Annotated in this window: 20 protein-coding genes; 2 read left to right on the top strand and 18 right to left on the bottom strand. The window is 43.7% G+C overall.

Translation table 11 applies throughout. From position 1 onward, the window contains the following. Nucleotides 1-59: 59 nt before the first annotated feature. The 9 genes from LRL21_RS00655 to LRL21_RS00695 form a co-directional block, all read right to left on the bottom strand. Complete coding sequence (locus LRL21_RS00655) at nt 60-332, bottom strand: NAD/NADP transhydrogenase alpha subunit (protein ID WP_076228343.1); 273 nt, start codon at nt 330-332, stop codon at nt 60-62. A 42-nt stretch (nt 333-374) separates the two neighbouring features. Continuing rightward, complete coding sequence (gene nth, locus LRL21_RS00660; RefSeq protein ID WP_240413829.1) at nt 375-1,037, bottom strand: endonuclease III; 663 nt, start codon at nt 1,035-1,037, stop codon at nt 375-377. 299 nt (nt 1,038-1,336) lie between these two features. After that, the gene (locus tag LRL21_RS00665) at nt 1,337-4,105 is read right to left on the bottom strand and encodes an S-layer homology domain-containing protein (protein ID WP_240413830.1); all 2,769 of its coding nucleotides are present in this window, start codon (nt 4,103-4,105) and stop codon (nt 1,337-1,339) included. A 55-nt stretch (nt 4,106-4,160) separates the two neighbouring features. Then, the gene (locus tag LRL21_RS00670) at nt 4,161-4,745 is read right to left on the bottom strand and encodes a GerMN domain-containing protein (protein ID WP_240413831.1); all 585 of its coding nucleotides are present in this window, start codon (nt 4,743-4,745) and stop codon (nt 4,161-4,163) included. Nucleotides 4,746-4,761: 16 nt separating this feature from the next. Beyond that, the gene (locus tag LRL21_RS00675; protein ID WP_240413832.1) at nt 4,762-6,420 is read right to left on the bottom strand and encodes an N-acetylmuramoyl-L-alanine amidase; all 1,659 of its coding nucleotides are present in this window, start codon (nt 6,418-6,420) and stop codon (nt 4,762-4,764) included. Nucleotides 6,421-6,616: 196 nt separating this feature from the next. Continuing rightward, a complete protein-coding gene (locus LRL21_RS00680; protein WP_240413833.1) occupies nt 6,617-8,122 on the bottom strand; it encodes an AAA family ATPase in 1,506 nt (501 codons plus the stop codon). Continuing rightward, a complete protein-coding gene (locus tag LRL21_RS00685) occupies nt 8,115-8,648 on the bottom strand; it encodes a hypothetical protein (RefSeq protein ID WP_240413834.1) in 534 nt (177 codons plus the stop codon). Before LRL21_RS00685 ends, LRL21_RS00680 begins: the two co-directional genes overlap by 8 nt. A 185-nt stretch (nt 8,649-8,833) precedes the next feature. Then, nucleotides 8,834-9,325, bottom strand: a complete 492-nt coding sequence (locus LRL21_RS00690; protein ID WP_240413835.1) for a cell wall elongation regulator TseB-like domain-containing protein — start codon at nt 9,323-9,325, stop codon at nt 8,834-8,836. Continuing rightward, nucleotides 9,322-10,629, bottom strand: coding sequence for an amidohydrolase (locus LRL21_RS00695; protein ID WP_240413836.1), 1,308 nt, complete (start codon nt 10,627-10,629; stop codon nt 9,322-9,324). Before LRL21_RS00695 ends, LRL21_RS00690 begins: the two co-directional genes overlap by 4 nt. Nucleotides 10,630-11,006: 377 nt before the next feature. On the opposite strand from LRL21_RS00695, the gene LRL21_RS00700 reads away from it, so the two are divergent. Continuing rightward, nucleotides 11,007-11,627 (top strand): DUF47 domain-containing protein, encoded by a 621-nt coding sequence (locus tag LRL21_RS00700; RefSeq protein ID WP_240413837.1) that lies wholly within the window; start codon nt 11,007-11,009, stop codon nt 11,625-11,627. Between the two features lie 27 nt (nt 11,628-11,654). Continuing rightward, a complete protein-coding gene (locus LRL21_RS00705) occupies nt 11,655-12,653 on the top strand; it encodes an inorganic phosphate transporter (RefSeq protein WP_240413838.1) in 999 nt (332 codons plus the stop codon). Between the two features lie 90 nt (nt 12,654-12,743). Here LRL21_RS00705 and LRL21_RS00710 read toward each other — a convergent pair whose 3' ends face one another. From LRL21_RS00710 to bshA, 9 genes are all read right to left on the bottom strand, one after another. Beyond that, nucleotides 12,744-13,370, bottom strand: a complete 627-nt coding sequence (locus tag LRL21_RS00710; RefSeq protein WP_240413839.1) for a redox-sensing transcriptional repressor Rex — start codon at nt 13,368-13,370, stop codon at nt 12,744-12,746. Then, nucleotides 13,367-16,219, bottom strand: coding sequence for an ATP-dependent DNA helicase DinG (dinG, locus tag LRL21_RS00715; protein WP_240413840.1), 2,853 nt, complete (start codon nt 16,217-16,219; stop codon nt 13,367-13,369). The genes LRL21_RS00710 and dinG overlap by 4 nt, the downstream gene beginning before the upstream one ends. A 73-nt stretch (nt 16,220-16,292) precedes the next feature. Beyond that, the gene (locus LRL21_RS00720) at nt 16,293-16,913 is read right to left on the bottom strand and encodes a tetratricopeptide repeat protein (protein WP_240413841.1); all 621 of its coding nucleotides are present in this window, start codon (nt 16,911-16,913) and stop codon (nt 16,293-16,295) included. A 64-nt stretch (nt 16,914-16,977) separates the two neighbouring features. Further along, entirely contained in the window at nt 16,978-17,361 is a 384-nt protein-coding gene (panD, locus tag LRL21_RS00725) for an aspartate 1-decarboxylase (RefSeq protein ID WP_240413842.1), read from the bottom strand. A 41-nt stretch (nt 17,362-17,402) separates the two neighbouring features. After that, nucleotides 17,403-18,272, bottom strand: a complete 870-nt coding sequence (gene panC / locus LRL21_RS00730; protein ID WP_275900527.1) for a pantoate--beta-alanine ligase — start codon at nt 18,270-18,272, stop codon at nt 17,403-17,405. Between the two features lie 14 nt (nt 18,273-18,286). Next, nucleotides 18,287-19,141 (bottom strand): 3-methyl-2-oxobutanoate hydroxymethyltransferase, encoded by an 855-nt coding sequence (gene panB, locus LRL21_RS00735; protein ID WP_240413843.1) that lies wholly within the window; start codon nt 19,139-19,141, stop codon nt 18,287-18,289. A gap of 289 nt (nt 19,142-19,430) precedes the next feature. Beyond that, the gene (locus LRL21_RS00740) at nt 19,431-20,417 is read right to left on the bottom strand and encodes a biotin--[acetyl-CoA-carboxylase] ligase (protein ID WP_240413844.1); all 987 of its coding nucleotides are present in this window, start codon (nt 20,415-20,417) and stop codon (nt 19,431-19,433) included. 17 nt (nt 20,418-20,434) lie between these two features. Next, a complete protein-coding gene (locus tag LRL21_RS00745; protein ID WP_240413845.1) occupies nt 20,435-21,724 on the bottom strand; it encodes a CCA tRNA nucleotidyltransferase in 1,290 nt (429 codons plus the stop codon). 8 nt (nt 21,725-21,732) lie between these two features. Further along, nucleotides 21,733-22,902 carry an N-acetyl-alpha-D-glucosaminyl L-malate synthase BshA gene (gene bshA / locus LRL21_RS00750; protein ID WP_240413846.1) on the bottom strand — a complete coding sequence of 390 codons (1,170 nt, stop codon included), beginning with the start codon at nt 22,900-22,902 and terminating at the stop codon, nt 21,733-21,735. Nucleotides 22,903-22,935 lie beyond the last annotated feature (33 nt).

Below are 22,935 nucleotides of genomic sequence, written 5' to 3' on the forward strand. Positions count from 1 at the left end.
GATCTCCCCATTACAAAATGTCTATCTAAACAACAAAAAAAACCGAATGGCTTCGGTTTTCAGTGTACCACACTTTCAGTAGTCGGAATAAAGATTTCGAACAAATTACCATGCTGCAGAATCGTAATATCCCTGTCACGAACCTTCATAACAACAACCTCAAGCTTTGTTTTCATCCGTTCCAGATAATTATCAGGCACTTCGCCTGACTCCATAACAGTGATGCCATCCACTTGCTTTTCTTCATTGTCAGCAAGCTTCAAATTAATGATTTTCTCATAAATATCAGAAAATACTTCAAAATCATTCGTATACACAGAGATACATTTCATATTAATCCCATCCTTATTTGGTTGCTTGGTCTCATGATTCACTTATATAGATTTCCTATTACTGACTATTTTCATACGTTTTTTTCCTTCACGGCATACATCCAGCAGTGGACAGATGCTGCATTGAGGATTTTGAGCCTTGCAATGATAGCGTCCAAAAAATATAAGTCTATGGTGCGTATCCGTCCATTCTTCTTTGGGAACCAGCTTCATCAGTTTTTTTTCTACTTCAAGTACAGAATCATCTTCACTTGCCATTCCCAAGCGCTTCGATACTCGCTCCACATGGGTATCAACCGCAATAGCGGGTACGCCAAATGCATTCGAAACGACCACATTCGCCGTTTTTCGACCTACACCTGGCAGCTCAACCAGTTGCTCATGCTTTTCCGGGATTGAACCATCATATTTCTCCAGAACCATTCTGCATAGTGCCTGGATATGTTTTGCCTTATTACGAAAAAGTCCAATTCGACGAATGTCCTGCTCCAGTTCATCCAGCGGGACCGCCACATAATCCTCAGGACGTTTGTACTTTTGAAACAAGGAAGCTGTTACCTTGTTAACGGTCTCGTCCGTACATTGTGCTGATAGCAGTACAGCTATCGTAAGCTCAAATGCATTCGTGTGATTCAATTCGCAATGTGCATCCGGAAACATACTGGCCATAATATCAAGTATGCTGCGGGCTTGCTTCTTGTTCATGGAGTGGCCAACAGTCCTTTGTTTGATGATATACATTGTAGTGTACCGAATCTCGGGAAAGTAATCAATATTTAGAAGAAAGAAAAACCGAACATTTATCGAATTTTTATTTTTTTAATAAAATAATCTGTAAAAACAGCTATTTGTCGAAGCATTGTTTGCGCATAGGAGAGATTACGCGTCAGCTTTGTTTGTTTAGCAGAAAGTTCCATAAGCGCTTAGGTGCTTATGGAACTCTCATTACTCTCTAAGAAAGGAAGAGCCCCTGCTCATAGAGTCTGTATTTAACTGATACGGCTTTATAGTTTTTCGATTTCAATAATTTTATCATCCAGCACATACAGCGTCACTTCTTCATTTTCGACAAATGCATTGGCGGCTACAGATGCAGTGCCTTTATGCAAGTATGCTTTTGCAAAGAAATTATAAGTTGATTTATCTCCGGCCGCATTAGGCTTAAGCAATAATTGATTCAGCACATTGTCATACGAGGCCACAGTCCGCTTGGAAGCGGTAGCCACTGTAATCTGCACCTTGTCTCCGGCATCTTTAATAATTTCAACCCGATCATTAGGCTTTATCGCATTCAGGGCAGCTAGTGCTACACCATTCTGTTTGATCACGAATTGAAGTCCTACAGGTACAACCTGCGTTGTTCCAGTCGCAAGCTCTTGAACCGTTAAAGTTCCAGTAGCTGTATCCAATGCTGTGACTTTGCCACGCAGCGTATTTAATATCACTACTTTTTCGAGTATATTTCCATTGAGTGCAACTTTGATAAATTCGTCCTGTTGAATATCTTCAAAGTTATGCGTTGTTTTGGTCGGATTGAAGATTTTATCGTTATTCTCAACAGTAAATGTATTTAGAACACCATTTTCATCCTTAACACTTATCTGCCTGGATCCTGAATTGGTCACTGTTACTTTATAAATTGCCGTTTTTTTGAGTGCAATCGAACTGATCACGTCCTGTGTACCGTTAAATTTCCCAAGTATAGTGTCTCCAACCCTTAAATCCGAGAACAAGGCGTTTGGCTTTCCATACATATCCACGCCCATTCCTGAGTTCGTTTTGAAATTTATATTTTGACCACCACTTGTTCTTAAGGTAATTTCATTAGAAGTTGTACTTAATTGAGTGATCGTACCTTCCACTTGGGTCGTAAGCTCAATAGTAAGTACTTTGTCCTTAGAAACTTTCAAATCGACTTTCTTTCCCTTGGTAAATGTAGTAGCAAAGTTGGATAAAGGCAGAACCGCTTCCCAAACCTTCAGCCCTGTATTATCTGTTAAAATAAACGCATAAGGTTTGCCGCTATCGTTCGTAACAGTCAACAATTTGGCTTCAGGATCATAGCTGACAATCGTCGCTAATGTCATCATATTAATCGAACGACTGGTCACCGTTACTTTCACGATTTTCTCATTTAACAAATCGAGCTTCAGCTCGTCACCAACCTCAAGATCAAAGAAACCTGCATTAGGCAAGCCATCAATCGTAACAAGTGCATTATCGGCAATAAAATAAGCGCCCAGTGAACTACCCGGCTTATTAATCGTTAAGATTTTCTTGTCCTGACTAAGGCTGGTTAATGTACCTGCTACAGACGTAGTAATATCAGCCTGCTTACGAATGGTTACTGCTGTTACTTCATTGGTCTTAACCTCAAAACCTACAATATCACCAATACGCAGCTTGCTAAAATCAGATATCGTTGTACCATCAGGAAGCGTTATTGAAGTTTTCGACGAAATCGGATAGGTTTCATTTTGTCCCGAGGTTTGTTCCAGGAACGTAATCGAGTTCTGCTCCTTTTGGATACTGACTATAGTCCCCTCAGCTGATTTACTTAGAGGAACCTGCTTCACAATAATTTGACTGATTTTGGCATTCGGCAAAAGCATATTACGTTTTAATTCAATAAGACTGCCAACCTGAATTGTACCGAGACTTAATCCTCGACCTTCCTTGTCTGTTACGGTTACTGTAGGAGCAAGCTCCTTAAGAACCTTGGTGCCTGCTTGAGTAATAGCGACTGTCATTTGATTCAAAAATAAAGTATCCAAAGTTCCTTCGAAAGACTCCATCTTTTCCTCATCATTTATTAACTCAACATAAGAAGCGACTCCCAGTGATTGAATGATATAGACCTGATTCGTTTCCTTTAATGTTGTTGAGGGGATTCGACTGTCATCCTTGGCATTATAAATGACTGTACCTACATTCAGCGTATACTCACTGGATTGACCTTTATCATTTTGAATCGTTAATTTATTATCCTTCATACCCATTACATAGCCAATAACAACCTTATCCGAGCGTTTTGTCAATTCTTTATCTGCGCGGCTTAAAAAAGTGGCCATTTGTGCACGCGTGACATTCCCCGCAGGCTGGAATTTATTGTCGTCCATGCCGTTCACAATTTTTAATGAGACCGCTGCATTCACATAACCGACAGCCCACGAAGAAAAATCCTTGGCATCCGTAAACGTGGAAGGATTCGCAGCCTGCTGCTGAGCTAAAGTATCTTTGCCTATGGATCTGATGACAATTTTGGCCACCCATTCCCGGGTAGCGGGTCTAGAGCCCCAAGCTGTTTTGTTAGTGCCAAGGCTTTCCGTTTCTTCCTTAAAATTAATAAGTCCCTTATCCAACGCATAAGCGATATAAGCTTTGGCATAGTTGTCAACCACAATTCCACCAAGCACGGTGTCTGTTTTGATTTTTAACACTTCATTTTCTAGACCCATTAGACGTAACGCCATAATAATCGCATCCTGCTGGGAAACGGAATTATCGGGACGAAATTCAGCCTTTTCATAGCCCTGAATGATTCCAAGCGCAGCCAGTTTGGTAATATGCTTAATCGCCCAGTGCTGTGGACTTACATCTGAAAACTGGGTAATCGTTGATGACGAATTCGAAGAGCTTGTTGTAGTTGTTGATGTAGAAGGTGGTGTGATGACGGGATCGGCAGCATAGGCCGGACTGCTCATAATTACGGATAATGCCATCAAACCGGCAGTCATTTTTTTAATAGACAAATAATTGTGCTTGTTGTTCATGCAAGTAGTTCCTCCCGGCGTATGTGGATAATAATTCATTCACTATGATTTATTCTTATCGCTTAATTGGATGTGGTAGATCCATATGCCCCATTAAGCTTTCTAGCGATTTACCATCTACCAAAACGTCAATACTATTAATTTCCGAGAATTGAAAAATGGTTTTTTTTAGCGCTTGAAGCAGCAAAGCCTCACCACCTGAGCCAAGTCTGGCTTCGGGAGCCATCGAGACATTAATCGTGAGCAGTCCATTTTTGGCCGCTGCCGAATGGAATGTAAAACCTTTGAACAATGCTATGTTTTTACTATCAGCACTCCCACTCAATGCTTTAAGCGCCGCCATATATTTCTCGTCATCCTGTTGATAGGATATGTTCGTTTCCTGTTCAACAAGCTTTTCTCCAGACTCATCACCATAATAAGCTTTGATTTTCAACGATTTGTTGTCCGAAGCGGGCGTTGCCGGTGGTGCAGCTTGACTTGCTGATGCAGGTGTTGAACTACTACTTGTAACCTGTGGTTTGCTCACAGCCGGACTTGCCAAAGGTTGTTGCGCCGGCGATTTGGTTTGCCCGCAAGCTGACAGCAGCCCCAGCATGCCAATACCAATGATTGTATTCCTGAGTAATCGGTGATGCATTGTCGTTACCCACTCCCTAATCCAGTCTCAATTGCTGTTTAATACCCGCCACAATCGCTGCTGCCACCTGATTTTGAAAACTCTCCTGAAACATCGTAATCTCTTGGGCTTTATTAGACAAAAAGCCAAGCTCCAGCAGGAGCGAAGGCATAGTCGTATTTTTAATAACATGAAAATCTTCTTGTTTCACCTTACGGTCTTCAAATCCACTAGCTTTCAGCAGCTTTTGATGCATTTGTATGGCGAATGGCAGGCTTTGTTCAGTGTAATAGTAGGTTTCAAGTCCATTCACTTCTTCTTTGCCTAAAATTGAATTTCCATGAATAGACACAAACAAATCAGCTTTGGCATCATTGGCGATAGACACACGGCCAGGCAGCTCAACAAATGTATCATTTTTTCGAGTAAGAATAACCTCAATTTTGGGCTCTTTGGACAGTAAATTATATACTTTTGTTCCAACTCCCAGCACAAACTCCTTCTCATGTCTGCCTGAATAGGCAACAGTTCCACCATCCTTACCACCATGACCAGGATCAATAACTACCGTATATCGTTCTTTGGCAGGAGCTAAGGACCACACCAATTGTGTGCTTGAACTGCTTGCAGAGGTCTTGAAATCTATCTTTTTGTTTAAATCTATGATAATTCTTACGATAGATGATTCTTTGGAAAATAGCAAATAGCGAATTTGAGAGACTGCCGCATTTTTCTCCGTAATTGTTCCTTCACCGTTGGAATTTAGCTTGAGTCCGGCAGCCAGCTGTCCATTAGGAATATCAATTTGTACACGGTTTGGATTCGCTGTTGAAGTCACATCAGGAATTGCCTTCCCTCCGCTTGTCTTCACAATAAACTGGTCGCCTTCCATTGATATCGACTGAATTACAGTGACGGCATCAGGCTTTTTCCCGCCAGCATCTACACCTGTAGAAGGTTTTGTGCCGACATTGGATGGATTAGGCTCAGGTAATTGCTCGGTTGGTTTATCCTTGGATGAATCTACCACTTTACTTCCATCAGTCCCTGGCTTGTCCGAAGGCTTATCGATCGTTTTGCCATCCGGCTTTTCGGTGGTCTTACCGTCTGGCTTGTCCAAAGACTTATCAGGTAGCTTATCGTCCGGCTTGCTCGAAGGCTTATCAATTGTTTTATCATCAGGTTTAATAGAAGGCTTGTCCGGCTTGTCCTTGGAAATATTGTCGGTTGGCTTCGGGGCTGGCGCCCCTTTGTTATCGCTTTCTTGATTGAACAAAAAAACAGAACGCGTCAGATCATCCCAAGTTACTTTAATTCCCATCTGCTCGCTAATAAACCGTACAGGCAGCATGGCATTGCCATTAACGATCGAAGGTGCTGTGTCCAACTGAACAGCTTTGTTATTTACATAAACTTCCTTTTTATCAATAAACATTTGAATACTGATATTAGACTTATTAACAGTCACTTTACGGATTTTCTCTTCCCATTGTACCTTGGAACCCAGGGATTCAGCAATGATTCGGACGGGTACCATGACTTTGTTATCTTTGTTAATAAGTGGTGGCACCTCAGTTGTCAGCTGTTTGCCATCTAGGAACAATTGGAGAGGCTGCGACTCCGCAGCAAAGCTCATCTGGGGTACAAGAAGGAGAGACAATAGTAGCATGGAAAACAACGCAGTAATAATTCTCATTCTACACCTCAACTCATTTTATGTATGTATATTTGATTAGTTCTATAAGGAAATTGGAATTTTTACTGTCACTACGGCGATTTACGACACTTAATTAGACTGTTAAAATCAAAAAAAGTTTCGTTAAGCGACAAAATAAGCCCAAAGCTGCAGGCAGCGAGCGCCTGTACACTTTGGACTTATGTAGTGCGTCTGTTTAATTCGCGATATGAACCTTGGCTTGCTCCAGCAACTCACGGAATTGATCTCCTGAGAGCGTTTCTTCCTTCACAAGAATATGCAATGATTGTTGAAACACGACTCTATGATGCTCTAGTAGTTCTCTTGTTCTCGCATTAAGCTCGTCCAAAATCGCTGAATTTTCTTTCATTAATTCTTCTTTTGTCACCATTTCGCGATCAATGATACCCAGCTTTGTCAAGCCTGAATCCATCATAGTTCTAACCAGGTGCAGCGCCTGCTCAAAGTCATTCCGTGACCCAGTGCTGCGTCCGCCATAAAACATTTCCTCTGCAACCGCACCACCCAAAGCGATAATAATTTGCTGCTCCAGATTTTCTTTTGTATACAAGTACTGGTCCTGCTGCGGATTATGGCGAACATAGCCCAGCGCCTTCCCACGTGGACTGAGTGCTACCTGGGATACGGAGCCTGGACGAACCACCTCAGCAGCAATCGCATGCCCTAATTCATGTAGTGCAACCCGGTCCCGCTCTTCCTTTGTTGACTCTCTATCGGTTTTCTCACCTAACATCACCTTATCAACTGCCTGGGAAAGATGACTTTGCTCAATCGTGATAGCATCCTGACGCATAGCATAGATGGCAGCCTCATTCATCACACCCTCAAGCTGAGCACCTGAGAAATGAAACGTTTCTTCCGCAATCTGCTCCAAATTCACTGTATCTGCTAAAGGTTTGTTTTTGGCATGTATATTCAGGATATGCAGTCTACCCTTTTTATCCGGCAAATCGACTTCAATATGACGGTCAAAACGACCTGGACGCAGCAAAGCGCTATCGAGCATCTCCTTACGGTTGGTAGCTGCCATAATCAACACCCGCGGCGTAGTCGTCGTATGGATACCATCCATTTCGGTCAAGAGCTGGTTTAAGGTTTGATCATATTCACGGTGCTGACCACCATCACGCTTGCCACCGATAACATCGATTTCATCGATAAACACGATAGCACTCTCTTTATTTTCTTTAACCGCGCGAGCTCGTGCTTCTTTAAATAAATCACGGACCCTGCTGGCACCCACACCTACATACATTTCAACAAATTCACTCCCTGAGGCGGCCATAAATATGGAGTTTGTGTAGTGTGCGGCAGCTTTGGCTAACAGCGTTTTCCCGGTTCCCGGTGGACCCGTCAGCAGTATTCCTTTCAAAGGACGAATACCCAGCTTGGCGATCTCATCATGCCTGATCAGGAAATCAAGTGCTTCCTGCAGCTCTGTCTTGGCACGCTGTTGACCTCCAATATCATCAAAAGTCATATAGCTGGGCGTCACATTACGCGATTTGCGCTCGGAGCCACCTATTCCCATACTGGCACCGCGCATCCGGTTCATATAGAATAAGGCACCTATAATAATAATCATAAAAATTAGTGGAATTGCGTTTATTCCTATAAAAACGAGGAACAATATCAATACAGGCACAAAGCCAATAATGATTTCTTTATATATTTTATCCATTAGTCCACACTCCCATTTTGGCAGACGTACGCGGAAGCATTATATACTTGCTTTTATCACCATCTGTCAAAGATATATAAACATACTTGTCGTCCATCTCCGTAGCGACCTTCAATCCTTCTGAATCAAGAGCACGAGCCTGTAATGTTTTGGGGATTTGTGTATATTGTTTAGTTTCCATAGCCTGTGCCACGTCGAACAAAGCGGAGGACCACCATTGATCCATTCGCGGCGTCGATTCATTCGTCACCTTCAGCTTTAATTCTTTTTTTCCGATCAAGCCTGAGCCTTCATTCTGGATACGGTTATAAACCTCGCGAAGACTTGTCCCGGGAACAAGCTTTAATTCTATTGAGGCAGCATCACTTGAAATATGTGTTTGTACATGTTCTACACCAGTAGTGCTGCTAACAATTGCAGACAAAGGATTTTCCATAGCAAAGCTCTGGTAAGCAAACCATCCGCCGAATAGTAATGTAGCTGAAATAATAACACTTACTAATAAAGGCAATATGCGCAGCTTCATAAAAGCAGTCAGTCCCCTTTCCAATCAAGATTCTCAGATAACCTGTACACTATTAGTATATCACATGTTATATACGTAGTGAGAGCTAAACTAGTTGGAAATTCGAATAAATTGCTACAAATGTAACAAAAAAGCCGCACTTTAGATGATAGAAGTTACCCTCTATAATTGTGCGGCATGAGAAGTTATTGAATACTTAGACGGTACGTATCGAGCCAAGTGCCATCTTTAAACAAATAGTAATCGTAATAATAGCGATCAGGATTGGTTTGTTCAGCAGCGATTTTGTAGAATACTTCCCACACAAGATTGCCGTTCCATACCCCAGGCACCACACGTTTGATGCTAGCAGCAGGCTGACGGCTTAAAGTGATAGCTTTCGCTCTTTCAGCATCGATTCCATCGGAAGCCATTTGTGTGAAGATTTGATCGTCACCAACCCATACCAACAGCTTTTGCCCTATTTTATCTTCCCCATGAATGATTGTAAAGGGCTGTTCACCAACAAATCTTTCCACATTGGTAACTTGTGCTAAAATTGTTTTCTGGTAAGCAGCTTGCACTGCTTCACGTTGAATCTGCCATTCTTTTTCCTGAATCGTATTATAAAAATGTACACCGAGAAATAACAACAAGGCTGCAATGATGACCGCTGCTGCTGTTATTTTGATTTTCATTGTACCGAAGCTCCAGTTAATCGTTCAAAGCAGCTTTGAGCCTCAAACAGTATTTTTTCTTCGTCAAGGGTTAAGCATACTCCGTCTTTCACGATCCGCTTTCCATCAATCCAAACATCACTGACATCCTTGGCGGAAGCTGAATAAATGACGTGAGAAATAAAGTTGGTTTTCGGGAAAAAGTGCGGTTGATCAATATCCAAAGCGATAAAATCGGCTTTCATTCCAGTCTGCAGTGCACCGACATCATCCAGCCAAATAGACTTGGCTCCGTCCAGAGTTCCCATCCGAATAGCCGCCTCAGCAGGCACTGCGACAGGATCACCGCTCACACCTTTATGAATCAGAGCCGCAAGACGCATTTCCTCAAACATATCCAGATTGTTATTGCTTGCAGGACCATCGGTTCCTAGTGAAACCTTAATTCCTTTGCGGAGCAGTTCGGGTACACGTGCGACACCGCTTGCCAGTTTCAGATTGCTTCCAGGATTATGGGATACCCTTACATCATACTGGGCCAATACATCTATCTCTTCATCTGTCAGATGGACCGCATGTGCTACAATCGCCGGTCTGGAGAAAAGTCCAAGCTTGGCCAAATGAGCTACAGGTCTTGCTCCGTATTGTTCGACGTTGTCCTGAACCTCACGTGCTGTTTCGGACATATGCGTATGGATCGGCAATTGAAGCTCATGGGCTACGGCAACAATTCGCTCAATATAATCTGGAGGGCACGTGTAAGGAGCATGTGGAGACATCATCGTTGTGATACGCCCGCCAGCTTTGCCATGCCAATCCAGAGCAAATTGTCTCGCTTCTACCAGCTTCGCTGTTTGCACGTCAGGAGGACACAAGCCAATAACACCCCGAGTCAGAACCGCACGCATTCCACTTTCTTCGACAGCTTTCGCGACTTCATTCATATGATCATACATATCTACAAATGTTGTCGTTCCGCCTTTAATCATTTCCAAAATGGATAACAACGTGCCTGAGCGTACATCATGAGCAGTAAATTGTCCTTCCATCGGCCACATTTTCTCCTGCAGCCATACCTGCAAAGCCAGATCGTCACCATAACCGCGCAGCAATGACATTGCAGCATGGTTATGGGTATTAACAAGACCCGGCATAAAAAGCTTCTTGGAACCGTCAATACGCTCATCGTACAGTTCAAGCGGCTGCGGAAGCTCTTCCCCTATGTAAGTAATCAAATTATTTTCAATAGTCATATAGCCTTCAATAATTGGTTTTTGCTCGTTTAATGTTAAAAATACACCATTCGTTATGATTGTTTTTGTCATTGTCACCCGAATCCTTCCTCGCATTTAGCTTCAACTTTTACTGTACAACTTCAAAGTTTTAAAATCAAGTATTGAAGCTCCCTACAAGCAGATAACCGTTTACATAAATGAACTTTCATGAACATATCCTGAATTGGATAAACTATCATTGCATTCGGTTGCTGCTATATGGTATTTTTAATTTTGCGTGAATTTTTATCGCCAAAATTCTACATAATGAATCTAAATATTTCATATATTATTGATTTATTGTTAATATATAAGTAAATTCGTTTTGTGATTGTCAGTCTTGTTCATAAATTCATTTTTTCTTCACAAAACTTAAGACATGCTTACGAAGCGAGTTTTGCTTCACAAAACTTTAAGGAGGCTATTCCATGCTTTTCGCCAAAAAAAATGATGCGGATTTCTTGCTGCTGCTCGTGAAATCTTCAGAAAACACGCTTGAGGCCGCACAAATGTTTCGCAATGCGGTTATGGGAGATCAACCACCTGCTTCCTTCTACCCGCAATTAAAGGAATTGGAACACAAAGGAGATCAAATCACGCATCAAATTTACAAGGGTCTTAATAAAGTGTTCATTACTCCCATCGATCGTGAAGATATTATGGAACTCGCCTCCAAGCTTGATGATGTCATAGATGGTATCGAAGCCTCCATAGCACGTTTTGACTATTTGAACATTAATATAAGCGATCATTATATGAAGGAATTTTCAGCCGTAATCGTTGCCAGCTGTCAGCATATTCTCGATTCCTTTAAATTACTGTCAAAGAAAAAATACTTACAAATCAGTGAGCATACTGTACAAATCAACTCACTTGAAAATGATGCGGACCGTTTAATGCGTGAGGGCATTCGAGAAATTTTTATGAATCCGAAGGATCCTTATCATGATTTCAAATTAAAAGAAATTTATGAGCGTCTTGAACAAACAACCGATGCCTGTGAGGATGTAGCCAACATTCTGGATAGCGTCATTATGCGTTATTCGTAAGCTGTGTGAAATCGCTAGGAGGAAATTATGTTAACTACATTAATAATCATTGTTGCGTTGGCGCTCATCTTTGATTTTATCAACGGGTTTCATGATACAGCCAATGCAATAGCTACATCTATCTCTACCAGAGCACTGACGCCCAAATTCGCAATCATTTTTGCATCCGTTTTAAATTTTATAGGTGCGATATATTCCTCCGAGGTAGCCAAAACGGTAGGTGGTAAGGTAGCAAATCCGGCAACCATTCCACATGGAGTCGAAATTTTGATTGCAGCACTGCTAACAGCTATTATATGGAACCTTATTACTTGGTACTATGGGATTCCTTCTTCATCATCGCACACCTTAATCGGAGCTTTGGCTGGCAGCGTTATATCCGGTGCAGGCTTTGCCGCATTAAACTGGGGCGGTTTTAGAGAAATTGTTATTATCCTGGTCCTTTCCCCAATCATTGCCTTCGCAACAGGCTTTCTGATCATGTGGATCATTCGAAAGCTTATCATTGTAAATGGCAATCAATCGCGTTCCAAGATGAATCGGATGTTCCGTTTTTTTCAAATCTTTTCTGCGGGTCTTCTCTCTCTGTCTCATGGTGGCAACGACGCACAAAAAGCAATGGGAATTATGGTGTTCGGACTTGTAACCCTTGGCTACCAGACAGACCTGGATGTACCCTTATGGGTCAAAATTTCCGCAGCAACTGCGATGGGTTTAGGTACTTCTATCGGTGGTTACAGAATCATCAAAACGATGGGAAGCCGCTTGCTAAAGATTGAACCTATCAATGGCTTCGCATCCGATCTGAATTCTTCAATCATCATTCAAACCTCAACGGCCATTGGTATGCCGTTATCGACTACACATGTTATCTCGTCCTCTATTATCGGGACAGGTACTGTCATGAGATTTCACGATGTTAAATGGGCTACGGTTACGAAGATGGTTATGACCTGGATTATTACGATTCCGATTTCGATGGTGCTTTCATTTATTATCTATAAAGTCATTGCTCTATTCGTGTAGATCCTCCATCAGCTTACACAGCACAAAAAGACCTATCAAAAGCTTAAAGCTTTTGATAGGTCTTTTTGTAGATTACTATGTTCATTTCGATTATTCTTCATCCAGATAATAAGCCAGGCTTTGCAGCTCGGTCGTGAAATCAGCATGATGAACACGAATCTCATTAGGAACCTTAATAATGATCGGGGCAAAATTAAGAATCGCTTCTACCCCGCTTTCGACAAATTGATTAGCTACATTTTGTGCTTCAAAGGCAGGCACGGTTATGATCCCGATCCTCACCTGCAGACTCCTGATGGTTTCCTTTAGCTCTCTCATATGCTTAACCTTGAGATTATTTATGGATTCACCAATTTTCGAATCATGAGCATCAAATATAGCGACAATTTTCATATTATCCCTCAGGTAGGCATTATAGTTGCACAGCGCTCTGCCCAAATTGCCTGCTCCAACCAATGCGACTGGAATTACTTTATCCAGCTTCAAAATTTGACGAATTTTTTCTATCAGGTAATCTACATCATAGCCGATTCCTTTTTTCCCAAATTCACCAAAGTAAGCCAGATCCTTGCGGATTTGAGCAGGATTCAGATCAAGCTTTTGACCCAAATCCTGCGAAGAGACGGTATGCACACTTTTTTTACTGAGTTCATTTAAATAACGCAAATATACAGGGAGTCTTCGAACAACTGCTTCCGAGATTTTGATCGTTTTCATACTTCGCTTTCTCCCATCCATTGCTTGATTCTACCCACTAGCTGATTCGTAGGCATATGTTCGATTTTGGGTCCGGGTAGCGAATACAAAAAGTATTTTCCGTAGGTCGAATCAATAACACGCGTATCGTAAATAATGACAATACCTTTATCCTGAGCTGTCCGAACCAGACGACCAAAACCTTGCTTGAAACGGATGACTGCCTGTGGTACCGATAATTTCATAAAAGGATTTAAATTCAGTTTCTTCAGGTTCTCCATCTTTGCTTCGACCAAAGGATGATTCGGAGGTTGAAAAGGCAAACGGACAATAGCTAGACAAGTTAATGCATCCCCGGGAATGTCCACACCCTCCCAGAAGCTGCTCGTACCGAGCAATACGCTGGAAGGACTATTCTGAAACAGCCGCGTCAGCTTGCTGCGATTGCTGCTGTCTACACCCTGGCCTAGTACACCTATGCCGAATGGACTCAGCTTCTCTTTTAAAGCCGCGTGGGTTAGCTTCAGCATCCGGTTGGATGTAAATAACACCAGCATACGTCCCTTCGTTTCCAAAGCTACTTCCGCCAGGGATTGAGATAAATTGTCCAGAAAATGTTTATCACCTGAGTTGCTGCGTATGCTCGGGAAGTCTCTTGGTATTGCAACCAGCGCTTGCTGACGATAATTGAATGGCGATTGCAATTGCACGGTTTTCAGCTTGGCCTCGGGCTCATCGGTATTCAAGCCCAACTGCTCACAGGTATAGTCGAAGGACTTGCCAACAGATAATGTCGCCGAGGTCATAATCACACTATCCTTGGCTTCAAAGAAATGCTCCTGAAGCATCGGACTGACATCGACAGGTACACTAATAAGCTGAATGGACTTACTCTTGCTTGTTCCCGCTTCAAGCCAATATACATAGTTATCGTCGGTCAAAGCCATAAAAAAGTGAAGATTATCTCTCAGCCTGTACAGCTCCTTCACCGAACCGCTAATGTCGGTAACCAAACCCTGTACATCCAGCACTTCTTGTTGTTCCTTTACTTCGTTAAGCACTTTATCCAGCTTTTTTAAAATTTCAGTCAGCTTTAAATACATGTTCTCTTCCAGCACCAGAAGCTTATCCCAGCTTGGTGGTTTGTCATCCTTTTTAAGCCGGTAAACCAATTGTCCGCCTTCGGTTTGCTGGGAAGGATCAGAACGTGTTGACACCAGTTGAAAGAGCAAATCGGTCAATTCATCCCATTCCTCTTTAATCTGCAGCAGAACTGGAAGCATCGCGTCCAGAATTTGACTCCACGCCAATCCCTTATCGCCGTCTGCCCTGCTCAGCTTTGAGCTTAATATGGGCAGCTGTCCATTACGACTATCCTTGTACAGCCACCACAGGGTACCAACAAAAGCACCGTACACGACTTCGATACCCAGATGCTTGCTGGCCACTTCTTCAAAATGGTGCGCTTCATCAATGACCAAATGCTTGTAGCTTGGAAGCAGCCGACTTTCTGCTTTTGTATCAGTAAACAGCATCGAATGATTCGTAATAACCAGGTCTGCATTGCTAGCATTGTTGCGAGCCCGGTGGTAAAAGCATTTTTTAAACCACGGGCAGGCACGATTCAGGCAGGAATCCGAGTCGCTCGCAACCGAATGCCAGAACTGTGTGCCTTTACCGCTAAAATGCAGCTCTTCATCGTCGCCATGTTCGGTTTCACTCAGCCACACCAGCATTTGTCCCGCCGTCAGCCGATCTTCCTTGCCATGCTCAAAATCCTGCTGGTCCATCTTGGTCTCAAATTTGCGCAGGCATAAGTAATGGCTTCTTCCTTTGAATACGGCAGCACGAAAGCCGACGGGAAATAAATCCATTAAAAGGGGGATATCCCTTTCCCTGATCTGCTCCTGCAAATTGATCGTATGCGTACTGACGAGCATTTTTTTGTCATGCTTTAACCCGTAAAACAAGGAGGGTATTAAATACCCAAGCGATTTGCCTGTGCCCGTCCCTGCCTCAATCATCAGATGCCGCTCCTGCTCGAATGCAGCCTCAACCTCGGCCAGCATAATCTCCTGTGCTTCACGATCCTCGTAGGCTTTAAAACGCTCCTTGAGCGCTTGTTTAAGTTGAGCAAAAAATACTGCAAAATCATCTGGCAAGGTTAATAAGTCTTTCTCTTCCCGAACTGAATCCTCTTCACCCCAGTCCTTGACCGCAAGAGTAAACTGTCGATAATTTTGACCTGCCGGTTCTTCCTCTCCTGCGAACATTTCCTTGAACATAATCATTTCGCGCACAAACCAGCCAAAGTCGGTCGTAACCTCATCAAATACCATAGATAAGCGCTGCAGTGTAAGCAGAGACAATTCCTGGAACCGCTGCAGACAGCGTATCCATAATAGCGCAGTAACCTCTGCGTCACTATCTGCCTGATGCGGTCGCTCATGCTCAATGCCGAAGCTGTTACAAACCATGCTTAACTGAAAGCTGGATAAGGATGGAAACAGAACACGAAGCGCATCAATTGTATCCAGTACTTTACCATCAAACGCAAAATATCCATGCTCATCCAAAGCTCGTTGCAAAAATGACAAATCAAATGCAATCGCATGACCAACCAGTACACAATCCTGCAAAAGCGGTACCATACGAGCCATTACCGTATCCAACTCGGGCGCATCTTTAACCATTTCATCATCTATGCCTGTTAAAGATATTATAGAAGAAGGTATACTGACCCCTGGATTTACCAGAGAAGTATACCTGTCCGTGATGGTATCATCTACTATTATGACGAGGCCAACCTGAATAATGCGGTCCGTAGTCTGGCTCCCGGTCGTTTCAAAATCCAAAACCGCGAATTTCATTACTCTTCAGATACTCCTTCGTTCTTGTTTCTTTTAAGCATACCAATACTCATCCAAAAAGGGAATAGTAAAATTACCAATAGAAATCAAGCTGTCCTTTTTTTTCACTGCATAATCCCATTTCGAGAAGAGGCTCTACACTGGAAGGATCTGATTGAAACGCCAAATTGAAGTATTCGGAGGCCTTGTCTACATTATGCTCCTGCATTTGAATACACCCCATCGCACTGCAGGAAATAGCTTTGATTTGATGATTTTGTGTGCATTGGGATAAGAAAATGAAATGACCATAGCTGTCGGATATATCACCTTTTTGCAAAAAGCTCATGGCTAAATACAGTCTCGCCAAGGTGAAGTCCGGCTGCTCACGTACCAATACCGTAAATTCCCGGATTGCATCGCTAAACATCATCAGCTTGTAATAACCCTGACCTCTTATAAATTCAGCTGAGCGAACATCACCCAATTCCGTCTGCATTACGTCGGTTAAAGCCTCAGCTGGCTGCTGGTCTCTGTAAAAGCAAGCAAGCTTCTCCTCAAACAGCAGCCACTCCTCAATAAAAGTATCACTCATCGTTTTAAGCATATGCAGCTTTTCCTCAAGCTCCTGTTTGTGCACACCAGCTGCCGCCTTATAATGCACAGCCACTTCATCGAGCATTTCATTCATCGAGGTAAAAAGATGTTTAAACATAAGCGCATCCCACCTTAAGCTTGAGCATACCCTCATTTTTCGCTCGAAAGCCTCTTTTCATTCGTTATAGCACGGTGGAATGAATTTCTTCCTTAAGAACGCTGATAACCTTATTATTTTCGCCCATAATGGCTATACTCGGGATATGCTTTCTGGCTTCCTCATCAGACATCATCACAAAGGATAAAATAATGACCGTATCACCAGGATGAACCAGACGCGCCGCGGCCCCATTCAAACAGATCACGCCCGAACCGCGCGGACCCGGAATGACATAGGTTTCAAAGCGGGCGCCATTGTTGTTGTTCACAATCTGTACCTTTTCATTAGGAAGAATATCGATCATATCAATTAAATCTTCGTCGATGGTAATGCTACCGACATAGTTAAGGTTAGCTTCCGTAACGGTAGCGCGGTGTATTTTGGATTTCAGCATAGTTCTGAACATAGTTGATAACCTCCTGGTTGTTGCCGCTTATCGAATGTAAGCTATTCCTGCAACTGGATAATTACATTGTCAATTAGTCTTGTTTTCCCAAAACGGACAGCCAAAGCGATAATAGCTTCCTTTGCCTCTTTCACACGTTCTATGGGCTCCAGATCTGGGTAAGCCAATATTTCCACATAATCGATATCCGCTAACGGCATTTCCTCAATTTGCTTACGTATCGTTTGTTGCAGCTCTGAAGCAAGCAAATTTCCATTCATTTCAATAACCTGCTGCTCCACCTGCTTTAACGTACGCGAGAGCACGAGAGCTTGCTCGCGTTCCTCAGGCTGCAGATAAACATTACGTGAGCTCATCGCAAGTCCATCCTGCTCGCGAATGATCGCACAAGGCACAATTTCGACCGGCATATTTAAATCGGTAACCAGCTGCTTAATAACCGCTACCTGCTGGGCATCCTTCATGCCAAAAAAAGCTGCGTCGGGCTGGATGATTTGGAACAATTTCGTCACGACGATGCCAACACCGTCAAAATGCCCTGGGCGTGATGCGCCGCACAATCGTTCCGTTACCCCTGATACCAGTATTTGCGTTTTGCTAGGCCGTGGATACATTTCAGCCGTTGAGGGGCTAAACACAATATCCGTACCTGCTGCCTTCGCCAGCGCCAAATCACGTGTTTCATCCCGCGGATAACGTTCAAAATCCTCATTTGGTCCAAATTGCAGCGGATTGACAAAAATACTAAGTACGACAATATCACATTGCTGGCGTGCCGCTTGAAGCAGACTTGCATGACCTTCATGGAGAAAGCCCATCGTTGGTACAAATCCGATACGTATGTTGGGCTTCTCAGCTCTTAAGCTGCTTATTGTATTCCGCAAAATTTGTATTTGATGTATGTGCTCCAACCTGGTACCTCCCTCTATTTGCTGCTGCCATACAGAACAGCGGCAACTTCTTCATCCATATGATAAGTATGCTCGCGTGCAGGGAAGCTGCGGTTCTTCACTTCTGCTACATATTGCTTTAACCCGCTGCGGATCGCTTCGCCTGTTTCCGCATAAACCTTGACAAATCGTTTGGGCGCTATATCCGATCCATAGCCCAAAGCGTCATGGAATACGAGAACCTGCCCATCGCATTGTGGACCAGCACCAATACCGATAGTTGGAATGGAAAGCTGTTCCGTGATGTGAGCGGACAGTTCGTCAGTTACAAGCTCAAGTACAATTGCATAAGCACCTGCTTGCTCCAAAGCCTTAGCTTCATCCAGCAGCCTGCGGGCTTGCTCCGAGCTTTTCCCTTGGATCTTGTAGCCGCCAATTTGATGGATCGACTGAGGCGTCAAGCCGATGTGCCCCATAACCGGGATACCTGCCCTTGTACAGGCTGCTACGGCTTCTGTGATCTCCAATCCGCCTTCCATCTTCACCGAGTTGGCTAACCCTTCCTGCATAATACGAGCTGCATTACGAAGCGTTGTATCCAGGCTGCCACGATACGTCATGAATGGTAGATCCGTCACAACAAAGGTAGATGTAGCCGCGCGCACGACGGACCGCGAATGATAAATCATATCGTCTAATGTGACTGGAATCGTGGATTCATATCCCAGAACGACATTACCCAAGGAATCACCAACCAGGATAGCATCAACACCCGCTTCCTCTGCCAATCGTGCAGAAGGATAATCGTAAGCCGTTATCACAGATATCGGATTACCGTCTTGTTTCATCTTTTTAAATTTCGTGACCGTGTTCGCTTTACGTTTCTCCATGTTAACACCTGCTTTCCTGTAGCTTAGGTTACCACTATCACAAACAAAAAAACCTTTCAGCCAAGGATAGGCAAAAAGGTCACATGAACTAACATCATATGATCCTTCTGTCTCGGTCCGTTAGGCTCAGAGCAGAATCCGACATATTCCATAAAGCTTTTCAGTTGTTGAAAATCCCATTCACAATAATCAAAAGCCGGTTTGTGAGTGCAATTCATCACTGATATCGCCTCATATTAGCTCTATTATAACAAATTTTATATCCAACGAACAGACATTATTTTTGCCGTTATTTTTGCCGTGAACCGAATTCTACATTACTTGAATACCATTTAGTCAGAGACCCATCGGCAAGTCGGACAACGAGGGCTCCTGCGTCATCAATGCCTTCTGCCGTTGCCTCAATCACACCATGTGGTCCTTGCGAACGAACAGTGCAGCCAAGCGATACATTAAGTGCTTCCCACAAGAGCTTTACAGGCGCAAAGCCCTGCTCATGATACAGCTCGTACAAGGTTTCAAGCTCCAGCAAAAATTGGCATAACAGCTGAGTACGATCAATCTGTTGGGCTGCTTCTATCGATAAGGATGTTGCTACCGACCTTAATTCTTCAGGAAAATCGTCCAAATCCAGATTTACACTAATTCCGATCCCTGCTATGACGTGCTGCAGCTTCTCTTCATCGGCACTGGATTCTAACAGGATGCCGCTAATTTTTTTGCCATCGATTAACAGATCGTTTGGCCACTTGATGCCAACCTGAAGCGAGGTGAGCTTACGAATCGATCTGCATAAAGCGACGGCTACCAGAAGCGTAAGCTGAGGAGCAAACTGGAGTGTAATCTGCGGCTTCAGCACCAAACTCATCCACAAACCTTTTCCTTTGGGAGAATGCCATTTGCGTCCCATTCTGCCGCGACCTGTCGTTTGATGCTCGGCAATGACAAGCGTACCTTCTTCCGCACCTTCAAGCACCATTGCATGCGCCAACGTATTCGTGGATTCAACCTCATCATAATACAGAATCTTGCGCCCTAATACACGGGTCTGCAGCTGCTCCAAAATATGGCCGATATCCAGCTTGTCCGGCTTGCTTATGAACCGATAGCCCTTGCGCGGAACAGCTTCAAAGACATATCCTTCCGCACGTAAACGTTCAATATGCTTCCATACCGCAGTACGGCTGCATGCCAGCTTGTTGCTCAACTCTTCACCGGATAGAAATACATCCGGATTACTGACAAATAAATGTATCAATTGCTCATTTATATTCATACAGATGTACCGCTTCCTTACAGATTATGATGTTTGACGAATTGCACGGCTTCAGCAATTAGCAAGCCGGTTTCATTCGGCAACCGTCCAAGTGCCGTTTCCTGTAACAAATGATTAAGAACCTCGGTAATCCAAGGTCCGGGTGGCTTATTCATATGTCCGAGAAGCTCCTTACCCCCGACCTGAAGCTGTTTGAGACTGTCTACGATCAATGCATCAAGCCATTCCTTCCCACGTCTGAGCATGAAAGAACCTGCCTCACCGTGACTCTCCATCCACCGAGGCTCGACAGCCAGAATATCATAAATTGTAAGCCATGCCGCTTTACCGTAAGTCAAGGCACCGAGCTTCCATAGAAGTTCAAGCTTTTTCTCAAGTGCAGGGTCCTGAACACATTCATGCTGATTCAGGAGCAGCCCTTCCCTAAGCATATAGAATGCAGCTGCCGCCTTATAAACCCGTTTTATTTGATGCACAGAAAAGGTGAGTACTCTCATATCTGCTTCGATCTCAGCCGCATTCAAATCCATTGACAAAAATAAATAGGTCCAGCGTGCATCCGATTCCAATAGCAAATGGATAGCAGCCGGCATATGCTCCGGATCCAGCTGAGCCAGCTTTAAGGCTTGCTTCGTTTCACGGAGAATGCCGCTCGATACCAGCAAACCAAGAGCTTTCACCGGATCTGCTCCTGCAATCATCCGTTCCAGCTCCATGCGTACCCGCTCCATTGCGATATGCTTAAGAAGCAGGGAATGCTCACACAAAGCGTTCCACGTTGCTGCTTCAACCTCCAAACCATATTCAGCAGAAAATCGGATACAACGAAGCATACGCAGCGCATCCTCTGTAAATCGTTCCGAAGCGTTACCTACACAGCGGAGCAGCCCGTGCTCCAAATCGGATAAACCACCAAATGGATCAATTAAATTCCCAAACTGATCCAGCGCCATCGCATTCATCGTAAAATCACGCCGCTGCAAATCCTCATGCAAACTGTCAATAAACTGCACCTCGGCAGGACGACGGAATTGCTCATATGCTGCCTCTTTACGAAAAGTAGTTACTTCATAATGATGAGCCTCAAGAACAACCGTTACCGTACCGTGCTGCAGCCCTGTTGGGATTGTGCGTTCAAATAGATCCAGCACCTGCTCGGGCTTGGCAGAGGTGGCAATATCATAATCCTTGACGGGCCGAAGCAGCTGCTTATCGCGAACACAGCCGCCAACCAAATAAGCCTCGTAACCCTGCTCCTGCAGCTTCGTAAGAACGGCATAAGCCCCTTGCTCCATGATTTCCTTCATTCCTTCACTTAACAGTTTATCGGCCTCAGCTTAATCTCATCCGGAATCGGAAGTCCAAGTACACGATAATACATTTCTTCATATTGTCTGGTTATGAGATCATTACAGAACGTGTAGCGTGCCCGATATAAACAGGCTTCTGTCACCTTCTCATATAATGCCGAGTCTGTAAGCAGCTGTTTCGTGTAATGTGCCATTTGATCAATATCACCAATGTCCGCCAAAAATCCGGATTCTCCATGAACGATCAGCTCTGGAATTCCCCCTGTATTGGACGCAACAGTAGGTACCCCACAAGCCATTGCCTCAAGTGCTACCAAACCAAAGCTTTCCTTTTCCGAGGGGAGCAGCATCACATCAGATAACGATAGCAGTTGAGCCACATCATCCTGCTTGCCGCAAAATGTAACTCGATCCAGCAAACCCAGCTCTTTTACCCTGCACAATACTTTTGAAAGCTCCGGTCCTTCTCCGACAAATAACAGACGACTGGGTACATCCTTGGATACTTGGTTGAATATTTCTACAACATCGGTTACCCGCTTTACAGGTCGAAAGTTAGAAATATGTATTAATATTTTTTCATCAGGCTGGGCAAATTCTTTACGCAGCGCCGTCACTTCTCGTGGGTAGTACACTCGTTTATCAACAAAATTGTAGGCCAAATCAATCGGCTTATCGATGGAAAGCAGCCTGCGCGTTTCTTCAATCAAATCCTGCGATACTGCCGTCACAGCGTCACTCTGATTAATAGCATACCGGATCAAATCACTTAACGACTCATCCTGCGCCAACACAGTAATGTCCGTACCGTGCAAGGTAGTCACAACCTTCAAATGATCACCGACCATCTGTTTGGCCAATAACGCACATACCGCATGGGGGATGGCATAATGAACATGCAGCAAATCGAGACCTTCGAGTTGAGCTACCTGCGCCAGCTTACTTGCGAGTGATAAATCATATGGAGGATATTTAAACACATAATAATCGTTAACTTCTACCTCATGATAAAAAATATTCCGATCAAATTTACCGAGACGAAATGGCATACTATGTGTGATAAAGTGGACCTCATGGCCTTTTTCAGCCAACAGCTTGCCAAGCTCTGTTGCTACAACTCCTGAGCCGCCCAACGTCGGATAACAGGTAATACCAATTTTTAGACGTTCCTTCATGGGACTCCCTCCCTTACGTGAAAATTGCAAGCT

This window comes from Paenibacillus periandrae (assembly GCF_022458865.1).
GTDB classification, from domain to species: Bacteria; Bacillota; Bacilli; order Paenibacillales; family NBRC-103111; genus Paenibacillus_S; species Paenibacillus_S periandrae.